Here is a 13650-nt window from a genome sequence, read left to right as displayed (position 1 = left end):
ATATGTTTCCCTAAATAGATTCAGACCCATCCTTAGGTCCATAAAATGGTGTGTTTTGTATTTGTTACGCAATCAATGCGTATATACCTACCAGCTCAAGAAGCGGAGGCTGATATTCTTTTCCAACGAAAGCATAGGAAAGCTTGCCGTCCGTGTAGGAGGCTACGGTTATGTGCCCGTTGTTTCCCCTTGTGTGTACAATAATGTTTCCCATTTTGTAATCGTTTTCTTCGTTGAACTTTTTGTCTACACCGCTGACATCATCCGTTCCGTAGCCCTGACGGAATCTGTAACCTTCCTTGCCGTTCTTGTCAGTATAAACAAGCTCGATCATAGTCCCCTCAAGGGCTCTGTATTCTATATGATTGTACTGCTTTAATCCCCTTCTTACCTTATCTGAAACTATAAGTCCTGATGCTTCCTGAGCCTCCTCCAGACTGTCATAGGTTTTCCAGGTCTTTCTCGCTTCAGTTTCCTTCTGCTTGTCAAAAATAGAATTTATCACCTCATCCTTTAACTTTTCCATATCCTTTACGATTTCTTTGGGTTCCGGTTTTATCGGTTCGCTGATTTCCACGGATTCTCCGACAGGAGCTTCAGTTTCCTCTTCGGCTTCCTTTACTGTTTCTTCCGATTCCTCTTCTGTGGGTTTTGCTTCAGCAGCTGTTTCTTCGGTTTCCCATGCCTCAGTGGCCGCTTCCGGAACCCCTGTATCGCAGGCGTTCAGAAATAAAAGTGATATGATAAGAATCACAAAAACAACCGGTGTGCGAAATTGGCACTGTTTAACAGGCACCGGATGCTTATGACTTTTATCCTTAGAGGACACAATAGGAATATCTTTTTTATGATCAATAAATTTCATAACACTCTCCCTTTATGTTTGCACACCTTTTATATCGGCATATTCAAGGAAAATATATAAGTCTGTTATCATAAATACGCATTTCATAAAACTTTTATTATTTTCAATATGACAACCATTATATCAAAAGGTTAAGATTTCCGAAATTTGTATTCATAAAGAAATTTTTTTAGTATAATCATTTTAATCAGTTGATTTGTACCGAAAGGAGAATGCTTATGAGATATTCTATCGAAGGCGAGCCGATGCCCGTTGTTATCTGTGAACTTGAGCCCGGAGAAGAAATGATAACCGAGTCCGGAGGAATGGCCTGGATGACACCAAACATGCAGATGTCCCAGGAGGGCGGCGGTATCGGCAAAATGTTCGGACGTATGTTCACCGGCGAGTCATTATTCCTTACACATTACAGGTGTGAGGGCGGTCCCGGAACCATTGCCTTTGCTTCAAGCTTCACCGGAGCCATCAGACCGGTTGAGATCGGTCCCGGCAGGGAACTCATTGCCCAGAAGAATGCATTCCTGGCTTCAACCACAGGCGTTGAACTCTCAATTACCTTCCAGAAAAAACTGGGAGCGGGATTCTTTGGCGGTGAAGGCTTCATCATGCAGAAACTTGCAGGAAACGGCATAGTTTTCCTCGAGCTTGACGGACACGTCAAAGAATATAACCTTGCACCCGGCCAGCAGATGATCATCGACACAGGCTATCTTGCAGCCATGGAAGGAACCGTCACCATGGACATCCAGCAGATAAAGGGTGTTAAGAACGTACTTTTCGGCGGTGAGGGTCTCTTTAACACCATTGTTACAGGTCCCGGAAAGATATGGCTACAGACCATGCCTATACCTCAGGTTGCTTCAGAGATTATTCCGTACCTGCCTACCAGCAGTAAATGATCACCTGAAAACATAATTCAAGCCCGCCTATCCGGCGGGTTTTACTGTTTTCAACAAGCGTCATCAAAAGCTTTCCCCGATACATCAGTGTGGGATGAACTTCATGACGCGCAATATATAGAAAGGAACTTTTTAAAATGAAAGTTTTTGCATTTATCGCAGACGGCTCTGAAGAGGTCGAGTGCCTTACGGTTGTAGACCTTCTAAGGAGAGCGAAATTCGATGTAAGCCTTGTCTCAATCAATAAAGAAAACCGGGTTCACACCAGTCATGACATAGACATTATCACAGACACTACTATAGATAAGGTTAATGTTGTAGATGCCGACATTCTCTTCCTCCCGGGAGGCGGAGTAGGGACTGAAAATTTTAAAGCTTCAAAGATTCTTAGTGAAATGCTGCTCACCCACGCCGAAAAGAACAAACCCTTAGCCGCCATTTGTGCCGCCCCTTCAGTTCTCGGGAAACTGGGACTTCTCAAAGGTAGGAATGCCACCTGCTATCCCGGCTTCGAAGACCAGCTTTTGGGAGCAAACTGTGTTCACGATGGTGTCGTAACTGATGGTAATATCACAACAGCCCGAGGACTTGGATATGCTCTGGATCTCGGACTGCGACTCATAGAGCTTTATAATAGCCCTGAGGAGTCTAAAAAGATAAAGAGTGCTATACAGTATGATCAGGTGTGAAAATCATCTTAAATTATTACTTTTTTGTGACACTTCTGTGACGGCTTGAGTGATAGAATTTTCAGCATCCGGGTACACGGTTCAAGGAAGAAAAGAAATGATTCAGTGAGGGAAAAAGGGTGTTGAGGTTCAGAGGGCGTTTTGTGTGTCTCGGCGTTTTTGTCATGATTTTTGCATCGCTGGCGTTTATATTCAGCGATTTTGAGATAAAAAAGAGAGTTATAGATAAGCAGCAGTTTATCATGGCTGCAAAAGAAGCCGGATTTGAGGTTACTGATGATACATATCTTTTTGAGGGTGTCAGGGGACTTGATATCGCCCTTAATGCCAGCAACAGTGATAAATCTCTTATCTATCAGTTTTATGTGTTTGATAACCGGGATACAGCGAAGGGCTCTGTGGTGTGTCACAGAGCCTTTTTTCTGTTCGTGATGCAGACGTTATATGCGTAACAGTTCAGCCTGTCAGCATCAGCTTATCTGCCACCTTACATGGCTGCCCTCTTCGTCCTTTGTGACTATAAGCTGGTCTTCTATTTCCTGTTTTAATTCCGTCACATGAGAAATGATACCGATCAGCTTGGAACCGCTGGCCATTCGCTGGAGTACCCTTATGGCCTGATCCCTTGAGTGGTCATCAAGGGAGCCGAAACCTTCGTCGATAAACATTACATCCAGATTTATGGCAGCAGAGTTTTCCTGTATCTGGTCAGCCATTCCGAGAGCAAGGGACAAGGCTGCCATAAAGGATTCACCGCCTGACAGAGTTCGGACCTCACGGACTTTGCCGGTGACGGTGGAATAAACCATGAGATCAAGTCCCCGGTTCTTGCCCTCTCCTGCCTGGTCATCCTCCACCATACGGAGTTCAAACTGTCCTGCCGACATATCGCTGAATCTTAAGTTTGCGGCATATAGTATCCTCTCCAGATAATATCTCTGTACGAAGGTTTCAATGTCCATTCGGGCACCGGTCACCTTTCCGGCAAGCCGGTTGTAAAGTCCGTCGATCCGGTTAAAATCGGTGACAACCTCTGCACGCTCGGACATCCTTGGGTTCAGGGAATCGAAGGCCCGCTTGTTGACATTCAGATCATCCTTCAGGGCGTTCAGTATATCCTGTTCGCGTTTCCACTTTTCTTCAGCCTCCTTTACTTCCTGTGCCAATGTCTCCAGCGCTGGTTTCTGCTTATCACCAATGGCTGTCTTTGCCGTATGTATGGCTGCCTCCGCTGCGGTTTTTTTATGGGTGTAGTCATCTATGGACTGCTGAAGCTTTGCGGCTTCTGCCTGAGGATGATTTTCGGTAATGCTTTGCCACTCTTCTTCGGACATGAAATTGTCCTTTAGCATGGCTTCATAGTTTTTCCTTCGTTCCAAAAGCTCCTTCTTGAGCGAAGGAAGTTCGGCAGTATATCTTGTGATGAGGGCTGAGGAACCTTCCTTTGCGGCTTTTGCTGTTTGAGACTCACTTCGGGCATTACTTAAAGCTTTATCGGCAGCAGCTTTTTTCTGTTTTGCCTGATCAAGTGCATCCTTTGCGGCATTTTCGGATTCAAAATCCTTTTGGGCAAGGAGACTCTCTAAGGCTTGTCTTCGTTCCGCAAGAGTGATCCTTTGTTCTGAAAGCTGATTCATAGCAAGATCCGCCTGCTTTTTTAGTCCGGGTTTCTTTTCTTCGATTTCCGAAATCAGAGCCTTGATTTTTTTGAGTGCAAGGTCCTTTTTCTTCAGAACTTCGCCTTCCCCGATGAAGGATTTTCTCCACTCATTAAGTCTTGCCATGGCAGCTTTTATATTCGTATCTTCAGGCAGCTCCGGAAGAAGTGCTTTGATTTTTGTCAGAAGCTTTTGGAGATCCTCCTCTGAGCGGGCCTTCTTTTCGGAAAGAAGTTCATTTGCGGTTTTTGCCAGGGATGCAGCCTTTTCAGAGGCGTTTCTTAAAGTGTCATTTTCCTTAGACAGTTCATCGATAAGTTCCCGGGTCAGCTCCTTATGTTCATCCGAAAGAAGGCATGGGGATGGGTGATCAAGGGAGCCGCAAACGGGGCATGGCAGTCCGGGCTTCAGCTTTTCCTTTGCAAGAAAGCCCGCCTGGGCATCCAGAAAGCTGTTCTGCTTTGCTATGTAGTCAGCATTATGGAGGTTAAACTTTTCTTTTATGCTAATGTAGTCCTCCTGAGCTTTTGCAAGGAGCTTAGACTGCTCTTTTACAGCATTACAGGATTTTTTTGCAGCCTCGTATTCTGTGTCCAGGGCTGATAGTTCGCTGCTTTTTGCCTGCCAGTGGGCGAGCCTCTCCGGGGTATCGGAAAGTTCTTCCTCCTGTTTTCTGCACTCTGTTTCATTTTTCTCGCAGGACTGAAAAGCTTCCTCGGCTTTTAGGGCTTCTTTTTCAAATTCTGTGAGGTTTTCTTCTGATTTTCTGACTTCTGCTTCGACTGTTTTTATCCTGCCAAACAGTTCAAGAGACTTGTTTACTCTGTCATGTATCTTCGCGTAGCTTTCTGTTTCTGCGGCAGCCACCTTCTGCATTTCTGCTTCTTTTTGGGCGGCATCAGCTTCGGCTTTGGAAAGGGAAGGCAGTTTGTCCTCCTGCTCTTTAAGCTTCTTTTCGGTCTCAGACACAAGACTCTGTTCATCACTATATCTAAGGAAGCTGCCCTTTATTTCATAGGCCTTTTTGATATCGGAAATAAGCTTTTGAGAGCTTTCGATCTGCTCTTTTGCTGCTTCACATTCTCTTAGAGAATGTTCCGCTTCCTCGAGCTGCTTAAAGGATATGGCGATGGTCTGCCCTTCTGTAAGAGCCTTCATTTTTTTATCCCGGTCAGAGGTGAGAAGGTCATAGATTTGCTGCTCGGATTTCTGCTTATCTGATATCACTGTCAAAAGCTCCGAAAGGATATGAAGAAACTGCTCCATGTTGGCAATATTCATTCGATCGGATCTAAGGATGCTTTGCTGCAAGTCTGACAGTTCTTTTGCATTATCAAAATATTCCGGAATCTTTACATGACCTGCTTCTGTCTGGCAGGCGGTTCTGATCCTCGATATAGTTTCCAGTTTATCTTTTCTGCGGCTTAAAAGCTCATCCACAAGTTTCTGGTATAGTGCCGTTCCGAAAAGCTTTCTGAAAATGGTTTTTTTATCATCTGACTTTGCTCTCAAAAGCTCCATGAACTCGCCCTGGGCGATCATGGCTACCTGCATAAACTGGCTTTTGGTGAGACCGACAATCTCCCGGAGCTTTTCGTCAGCTTCTTTCTGCGGATATTCCGAGCCATCCGGCATGATAAGGGACAGGGATTCACTTATGATCTGATCCTTTGCACCCTTACGTTTTGCGGGGCGAAGGTGCCTGGGGACGCGGCGCACGGTGTAGGTTTGTTCCTCTCCGCCTTCAAGTTCGGAAAATTCAAGCTCCACGAAGGGCTCCACATCGTAATCCACGTACTGGCTTTGAAGCTCTATTCCGTCCTTCTTGTTGTTTCCGGAGCTGGCTTCGCCGTAAAGCGCAAAAACCATGGCATCGAAAATAGTTGTTTTTCCGGCACCTGTATCTCCGGTCACCAGAAAAAGGTTCTGCCTTGTGTTTGTAAAATCTATATTGGTTTTCTTTCCATAGGACCCGAAGGCCTGAAGGGTTAAATTTATCGGTTTCAAAATGCTCTCTCCTGTATAGAATTGATCACATCTTTCAAAAGTGCCTGTTCTTCTTCGTCCAGATCTTTCAGAAATGAATTGCAAAGCTCAAAGGGATCCAGGGTCCGTTCCGGCTCAAAACGGTTTTTGTAGTCTGCTTTTCTCAGGGTCTCCCGGCGTATTTCCAGAAGATTCGGAAAAGCATTACGAAGCCTGTCCTGAATATCAAAAACATCCAGATCGACTTTGTCCTCAAGGATTACAGTTACATAATCGTCAGAGCTTCGGGTCAGAACCTCGGACAGAGCGCCTCTTATGACGCGAACCTGTCTTAAAGGTTCCAGAGGCAGAACCTCTGTGCCAATGTCTCCTTTCTGCCCAAGGGTGACCCTGATGATCCCCTTCTCCTGTCCGGCTTCTGAAACTGAGCAGGCAAGAGGCGTCCCGCAGTAGCGGTAAAATTCACTGCCAACCTTCATGGGTTTATGGATATGACCAAGTGCTGCGTAGTCAAAGGATTCCAGAAGGTCAGCATTAACCTGATCAATGTTTCCGACGGTATGTATCTCGGAATCCATTCGCTCGATCTCTTCCGGGGATTTCCCCTTGGGAAGGTAGAACTGATGGCTTACGAAGATGTTCCGTTCTTCGGCATTAATCTGCTCCCGTTCCAGGAGTTTGTGCAGGGATTCGTCATATGACAGATTCAGCCCGTTTTTGTCAGTGCCGACAATGGCCTTTATCATGGAAGGCTTCACAAAGGGAAGAAGGTAAAAGTTGACGGGACCAAAGGCATCTTCGAGAGTGACCTTTTCGATATGATCCTCAGGACTGACAGGCGGGTTTCCTATCATGTGAATCTTCTGATGACTCAGGATGCTTCTGAAGACATTCACTCTTGGCGCGCTGTCGTGGTTTCCGCTTATGAGCATTATTTCTGCATCAGGAGCGGTGACCGTAAGCTTCCTGATGAAATCGTCAAACAGCTCCACAGCCTCTATGGGCGGGATGGCTTTATCGTAGATGTCTCCCGCTATCAGGATGGCATCCGGCTTATATTCCTTTGCGTAGTTGATGATTTTTTCGAGAATGTATTTTTGATCTTCAAGCAGATCGTGATTTATGAGTTTGAGACCCAGATGTAGGTCTGATAAATGAAAAAAAGTCATGTTGTGCCTCCGTATTACTTCATAGTATATCATGGATCGGAAGACGAAAAAACGGAGGTTCGATAAACGAACCTCCGTGATGTGATCGTCGGAGTGACAGGATTCGAACTTGCGACCTCTTGGTCCCTAACCAAGCGCTCTAACCAAACTGAGCTACACCCCGATATAGATATTTAATTAAAAAGTCGGGGTGACAGGATTCGAACCTGCGACCCCCTGGTCCCAAACCAGGTGCTCTAGCCAAACTGAGCCACACCCCGAGCTAAATGACCGCTCTTTTCAAGCGACTAGTGTATTCTACAAGAATAGAGAGCTGTTGTCAACAATTAATTTTGGGGGGAATATAAATTAATTTTGAGGAAATTTAAAAGCATGGCGTCGTCAACGCCATGCTTCTTGGATTATTACTTGATCTCGATGTATTTCGGAGTCTCAATCTGCTTTACTTCCTTCTTGGGAAGGTCGATCTTGAGGATTCCGTCCTCAAACTTGGCTTCGATGTCCTGTGGAGTAAAGTCATCGCCTACATAGAAGCTTCTCTGCATTGAACCGGTGTAGCGTTCGCGGCGGATAACTCTGCCCTCGTTGTCCTTCTCTTCTTTGTTGTCATTATGTACGGCGCTTATCTTCAGGTAGCCGTCATTAAGCTCCAATTTAACGTCCTCTTTCTTGTAACCCGGAAGCTCGACAGCCATTTCATAAGCCTTGTCATTTTCCTTGATGTCAGTTCTCATCAGATTGGCAGGCTGTTTGTTATGTGCAGGCTTTGAGTGCCAGTCACGGTCGAAGTCACCGAAAAAGTCATCCATAAAGTTCTCACCAAAAATACTGGGCATGTACAACATATCAAATTCCTCCTTTATATTCAGGTTCTTGAAGACTTGTTTCGATTTTGGATCAACCTCGGATCGGTTGCGATCCCGGAAGATTCTGATCAGTTTCATATCTTTTTGAACCCCTCTTTTTGTTTACAACTATGTTATAGTCCTATTGTTAGCACTTGTCAACGGCGAGTGCTAACAATAATTATAAATTTTCTATAAACTTAAGAACAGCGGCAATCCGCAATGCAGTCTGCCACTGTTTTTTTAAACTTGTATATCTCAGTTGGTTTTATAAGGAGCTCCGCAGTTCGGGCAGAAATTGCCGCCTGTGTTTTCGGTTCCGCAGTATGGACAGAACCTGGGAGTTTTTATGCCTGATAGTTTTTGAGCTTCCTCAAGAAGAGCTTTACGTTCCTGCTCTGATTCACGCATCAGTCTCTCTGCCTCAGCCTTTGCACGTGCCTGCTCTTCCGGCGTCAGCTTGTCAAAAGCCTCCTGAGCAGCCTTTTGTGCCTCTTCCATCTTTTTTGCCATCTCCTCCGGTGTGAGGGCTGCAAATGCCTTTGCCTTAGCCAGCTGCGCTTCAAGCTCCTCTCTTGACTTCGGTTCATTATCCTTGTCAAATAATCCCATGATCTCCTCCCGTTGGTTTGATAATATGTTTAGTTACTCTGTAAAATACAATGCCCTTTATTTTGTCATATGGATTTCAAATTCCGGCATCCATACTATATTCTTAATAAAATGAATGCTGCTGATTGAAGAGCTTCAATAATTATTTCAATTTTACTTCAATAAGTACTTCAATACAACTTCAAAGCAGAACGGAAAGAATCCGAAAAGGATCTGGGTCTAAAATGGTTTAAATTTATGCGTTAATGTCCCAGTCCCGGACTTCGAGGAGTGCTTTTGCGAGTTTTTCTGCGGAACGCCTGAAAATGATCTCGCCCTTTTCGGCTGTGGCACCACGGGGGTCTCCACCGATACCGATAGGTTTTCCTTCGGAAGTCCTTAAGTCCTCTCCCATCCAGTTGATGGCAGCATCACCGGAGAAATTCAGGATTTTCATTCCTTTATAGCCTCCGTCCTTGTGGCCGGTTTCCGAAAGCTCAAGCTTGACGGTTTCAGGGTGAATCGCCATGATCATGGAAGTTTCCATCTCTCCACCGTGGAAATCCCAATGATTATCCGGGCTGATGGTGGCCTGAACCTGAGGATCCAGGAAAGCGCCGGATGCAAGGACAAAGGTGAAGATCCCGAAATCATGACGGAGCTGTCTCGAAAGAACATCAGCCACCGGCCGGTTTCCTCCGTGACAGATAAGGAAAACAAGCTTTTTAAAACCATGATGCTGTATGGATTCTGCAATGTCATAAAGCATGTGGTAGTAGGTATCCGGCTTAAAGGAAACTGAGCCTGCAAAATTCAGATGCTCTATGGAAAGACCCACCGGGATCACGGGAAATATCAGCATGGGGAAATCCGGATCGAGCTTCTCAAGTTCTTCCTTTACATACTTTGGCATGGCTTCCGCTATCATGGAATCAGTTCCGAGAGGTGCCTGGGAACCGTGCTGCTCCAGGGCGCCGAGAGGTATAAGGACTATGGTGTTGTCCTTGTCGATAGCTTCCATTTCTTTTCTTGTTAAATCTCTGTAATTCTGAATCATTATAGTCTCCTCTGTAAATTCAGGTTTTCCGTCGTTTATTTCTGACACACAGATGTCAATCTAACCGGCTCCTCTCATCTATTAACGCTGTTTTGGGAGCCTTAATATCTGACACACAGATGCAGATCTAATTAGCTTCTGTTTAAAAGGAAAAAAAGTTACTGATTAAGGTTCCGGGATTTGCGGAAACTATGGTACCCGGTCTTCATATATATAAAGAAAGGGCGAATGCCTCCGAACCGGAAACATTCGCCTACTGATGAGCAAATTTATATGGAAAGCTGATCTGTCAATGTCTCCATAGTACTAAAGATCATACCCGGGCTGTGCTGTTCATGGAGCGAAACCCGGGAACAGCAGCCCTCACTCTGCTGAAGATTACATATGAAAGTGTGTAAACCAAAGTGAGCTTGATAAGGTTAAACGGAATTGTTGCCAGTATAATGAAGGTGGGAAGGTTCTTTATAAAAGGATTTACTGAAGATACCATAACCACAACATCGTCGATGCTTACGCCCATAGCTGAGGCATACATGGGAAGGGTGATGAAAGCATTGCAGAAGCACATCCAGGCTGTTCGGATGAAAACATTGACTATAAGTAAGATGGCAATGCTCTTGATGGACTTATCGGATCTCTTGTACATTAACCACATAGGAACAATGAAAATAAATGCTCCGAGAAGGTTTGAAACTTCACCTACATACATGCTGTTTGTTCCGACGGTGAAAAGCTTGATCAGAAGCTTTGAAACTTCAACAAAGAATGCGGAAAATGGTCCCAGAGTAAAAAGCGCGATAACGCTTGGCATATCACTGAAGTCTATCTTATAGAAGGGCGGGAAGAAGGGAATGCTGAATTCAAGTGACATGAGCACTCCCGCAAGGGCTGCAAGAAGTCCTGTGTAAACGAGTTTCTGAATGTTTGATCTGTTTGTCATAGTGTTGTCCTCCAAAATTATAATAAATATTTGAGGAAACAAGCTCTTTGAGATGGTTGAAATTTCGATATATGATCGAATCGGGATACTCCCGATAACGAAAAAATCTCAGTACCTTTGATTCGGGCACTGAGATAAATCATCGCTAACTTCACGTTTTCTTCTCTCATCCAGACTATACTGTCGGTACCGGAATCACACCGGTTCATGCACAAAGGCTCGCGGACTATACCGCCGGTAGGGAATCACACCCTGCCCCGAAGAACTTATTTCAATTTCACCTAAAGACTATCATCTGAAGGCATGGCTGTCAACAGGTAATTATAAAGCCGGAAAAATAAAATTACAGTGGGATAATAATGTAACATTATCCCTTTTTGATGAGGCAGGTCTCACCTTCAAAGGCAAAGCCGTACTTGTATATGCGTTCCGCAGGGATGCCTCTCGAAATCAGGTCTGCATCATATTTTCTGTCTTCTATCTGTGAGAGTGCATTCTCAGCAGTGTCAGAAAGGGTTTTCTCTCCGCGTCTTTCATCCCGGACCTTGAATTCCATGATCACCGCAACATTTGAAGTGTTCTTTGGTTCCATCACTACATCATATCTTCCGTAGCCGCTTTCCCGGTTTGACTTAATGATGTAGTCTCTTGATTTATCCACCATAAGGCCAAGGACAAAGCCGTGGTAAAACCTTTCAGGATGCTTTTCGCCGGAAGGAGATGTTCCGGTATCAAAGGAACTAAAGGTGTTTAATGCTACCTGATTCATGTATCTTTCCATCTCGTACTCGTCACCTCGCAGCATGGCGGAAATGAAATCCCCAAAGTCGTCAGTCTGTGAAAACCAGCCTTCAATCATGGATTCAAACATACACTTTACTTCATAGTTAGTCAGAGCCAGCTGATAATCTGGTTTCCCTGCACTGCTAAATACGGCTCTTGTAACCTTTAGATATCCGGAGGCCAAAAGCAAACTCCAGACAGCATTTTTACTTCCTGACAGCTGATCAAATACTATCTGCTCATCTATCCTTGCTTCAATACTCTTTCCCTCTAAAAGTTTCTCAAACTCTATCTTGATTCCTCTGTCAGATTCTTTGAGAAGCCTGCCAACCAGACCGTTTCCACTTGTGTTTGCCCAATATGTATCAAATTTTCTCTTATCGAGATAGGAGGTTACTGACCATGGATTATAAATATCAGTAATGCTTCCAAATGTAAAGCCGTCATACCATGTCTTAACCTTTTCCTTTTCTGACGGATCGATGCCCTGTGTATTCATTGCCTCGAACACTTCTTTTTCGGTAAATCCAAAGCAATCCGCATACTCATCTGATGTGGTGGTGATGACATTCAGGTTGTTAAGATCAGAGAATATAGACTCCTTGCTCACTCTCGTGATGCCTGTCATGAGTCCCCTCTCAAGGTATGGATTCGTCTTGAAGGTGTTGTTGAAAAGCCCTCGCATATATGCCGTGAGCTCGTCCCAATACCCGTTTATCCATGCCTCCTGCATAGGAGTATCATACTCATCTATGATCACTATGCATTTCCTGCCGTAGTACAGTTCGAGGTATTTGCACAGTTGGTTTACTGACGTATATACAGTACTGTCAGACATATCCATAGAGATTTCATCAAAAATTCTCCTATCTTTCTCGTCAAATCTGTCATCTTCAAGAATATACTTATAATCATCATACAAATTTACTATAAGTTTATTGATAGACTCTCTGGTTGTCTCATAATTTACCGCCTTCACTCCCGCAAAGGACAGAAATATAACCGGATACGTTCCCTGAAGTGCTCTGTACCTTTCATCCTCCCATATGGACAGACCTTCAAAAAGATCTCCTCTGTCCCTGTACTTGACAGAAAAGAAGCATTCCGTCATACTCATGTTGAGTGTCTTTCCAAAACGGCGCGGACGGGTTATGAGAGTAACTATGTCCTTCTTCTCCCACCATTCCTTGATAAAATATGTTTTATCTACATAAAAACAGTCCTTTTCTCTTAAATCAGAGAAATACTGTGCTCCGATGGAAATCACCTTCGGCATCTTGAACCTCCCATATATCTTCTATATTCCGGGTTTTAGTATAAAAAACAAATTTCCCGGTTTAAAGCTTTAGTGATAAGCAGCCTCATATGCTTCACACAGTTATACGTTTTTAATCACCAGTTTATTTACTTAAACCGGCAGCTCGTTTGCTTCTACGCATATATTAGCATAATCTTCCATCATTATAACATATCCCGTAGCATCTCCCCTTCCTCCGGCGATATCTTAACGGGTCAAAGTAGATCACCGTCTAAGGGTATCGAATCATAATTTCGGTAACAGTTAAGCCGCACTATTACCGAGTTGGTACTGTTAGTACTGACTTTGTACGCTTTTTGTAAAAATATTGAAAAAATTATGGAAATCTTAATTTTTTGCTGTATAATAGGCAAAGAAATTATGTATCACTAAAAATGATAACAAAGATTAAAAGAGGTATATTGAGATGAAAACTTCTAAGAAAATGTTGACTGTTGTTATGGCAGGCGTTATCGCAGCTTCTATGGCTGTACCTGCACTTGCATCATCATCACACGTGCGCAACCTTAATCCTTATTCAGGATCAGCTCTTGCTGCTAATGATGCTAACACAAAGCGTGAAGCTTTATGGAATGCTTTTGTAGAGGCAAATGGTGGAAAGGATGCAGTTTATGCAGCTCTTACAGCAGCAGACGGAATCAAGCTTGCTCCTAACACACATACATCAAGAATTGCAAATTCCAAGGCAGCAGCAGCTCAGGCTAACGCTACTATTGAGCTTGCAAAGGAAACGTTAGCAGGTAGTCAGGTAGTTTTAGCACCTGTTCTTTCTTCAGCTGATGCAGCAGCTCTTGCTAATGCAGCTTACGAGGCAACTCACTAATCTGAATACAAAACTGATTTAAAAATA

General features: G+C 44.1%; 12 protein-coding genes, 2 tRNA genes and 1 riboswitch. Of the genes, 4 read left to right on the top strand and 10 right to left on the bottom strand.

Translation table 11 applies throughout. The features are described from left to right. Nucleotides 1–64: 64 nt before the first annotated feature. The gene (locus tag G625_RS0104245; RefSeq protein ID WP_029200111.1) at nt 65–865 is read right to left on the bottom strand and encodes a hypothetical protein; all 801 of its coding nucleotides are present in this window, start codon (nt 863–865) and stop codon (nt 65–67) included. A gap of 218 nt (nt 866–1083) precedes the next feature. Between G625_RS0104245 and G625_RS0104240 the strand changes: the two genes are divergently transcribed. From G625_RS0104240 to G625_RS0104230, 3 genes are all read left to right on the top strand, one after another. Continuing rightward, entirely contained in the window at nt 1084–1764 is a 681-nt protein-coding gene (locus G625_RS0104240) for a TIGR00266 family protein (RefSeq protein WP_029200110.1), read from the top strand. Nucleotides 1765–1901: 137 nt separating this feature from the next. Then, a complete protein-coding gene (locus G625_RS0104235; protein ID WP_029200109.1) occupies nt 1902–2453 on the top strand; it encodes a DJ-1 family glyoxalase III in 552 nt (183 codons plus the stop codon). A gap of 164 nt (nt 2454–2617) precedes the next feature. Continuing rightward, on the top strand, nt 2618–2905 hold the full coding sequence (locus tag G625_RS0104230) for a hypothetical protein (protein ID WP_156885026.1): 288 nt from the start codon (nt 2618–2620) through the stop codon (nt 2903–2905). 18 nt (nt 2906–2923) lie between these two features. Here the strand turns inward: G625_RS0104230 and G625_RS0104225 are convergent, their stop codons facing one another. The 9 genes from G625_RS0104225 to G625_RS0104185 all read right to left on the bottom strand — a co-directional run bounded on the left by G625_RS0104225 (nt 2924) and on the right by G625_RS0104185 (nt 12758). Next, the gene (locus G625_RS0104225) at nt 2924–6118 is read right to left on the bottom strand and encodes an AAA family ATPase (RefSeq protein ID WP_029200107.1); all 3195 of its coding nucleotides are present in this window, start codon (nt 6116–6118) and stop codon (nt 2924–2926) included. After that, complete coding sequence (locus G625_RS0104220; RefSeq protein WP_029200106.1) at nt 6115–7266, bottom strand: exonuclease SbcCD subunit D; 1152 nt, start codon at nt 7264–7266, stop codon at nt 6115–6117. Before G625_RS0104220 ends, G625_RS0104225 begins: the two co-directional genes overlap by 4 nt. 88 nt (nt 7267–7354) lie before the next feature. Further along, nucleotides 7355–7429 (bottom strand) — tRNA-Pro (locus G625_RS0104215). Nucleotides 7430–7451: 22 nt separating this feature from the next. Then, nucleotides 7452–7526: transfer RNA gene (locus tag G625_RS0104210), tRNA-Pro, on the bottom strand. Nucleotides 7527–7670: 144 nt separating this feature from the next. Then, complete coding sequence (locus G625_RS0104205) at nt 7671–8108, bottom strand: Hsp20/alpha crystallin family protein (RefSeq protein WP_029200105.1); 438 nt, start codon at nt 8106–8108, stop codon at nt 7671–7673. Nucleotides 8109–8369: 261 nt separating this feature from the next. Continuing rightward, on the bottom strand, nt 8370–8723 hold the full coding sequence (locus G625_RS0104200; protein WP_029200104.1) for a hypothetical protein: 354 nt from the start codon (nt 8721–8723) through the stop codon (nt 8370–8372). Nucleotides 8724–8958: 235 nt separating this feature from the next. Beyond that, complete coding sequence (locus tag G625_RS0104195) at nt 8959–9759, bottom strand: creatininase family protein (protein ID WP_029200103.1); 801 nt, start codon at nt 9757–9759, stop codon at nt 8959–8961. A 313-nt stretch (nt 9760–10072) separates the two neighbouring features. Then, on the bottom strand, nt 10073–10699 hold the full coding sequence (locus tag G625_RS0104190; protein WP_029200102.1) for an ECF transporter S component: 627 nt from the start codon (nt 10697–10699) through the stop codon (nt 10073–10075). 154 nt (nt 10700–10853) lie between these two features. Continuing rightward, nucleotides 10854–10968: riboswitch (FMN riboswitch) on the bottom strand. Between the two features lie 98 nt (nt 10969–11066). Then, complete coding sequence (locus G625_RS0104185) at nt 11067–12758, bottom strand: AAA family ATPase (protein ID WP_029200101.1); 1692 nt, start codon at nt 12756–12758, stop codon at nt 11067–11069. Between the two features lie 448 nt (nt 12759–13206). Between G625_RS0104185 and G625_RS0104180 the strand changes: the two genes are divergently transcribed. Further along, nucleotides 13207–13623, top strand: a complete 417-nt coding sequence (locus G625_RS0104180) for a hypothetical protein (RefSeq protein ID WP_029200100.1) — start codon at nt 13207–13209, stop codon at nt 13621–13623. Nucleotides 13624–13650: the final 27 nt, after the last annotated feature.

Source organism: Oribacterium sp. NK2B42, from assembly GCF_000424445.1.
Taxonomy (GTDB): domain Bacteria; phylum Bacillota; class Clostridia; order Lachnospirales; family Lachnospiraceae; genus Oribacterium.
Note: the sequence above shows the minus strand (reverse complement) of the source record. Positions and strands in the feature narration are given on the sequence as shown.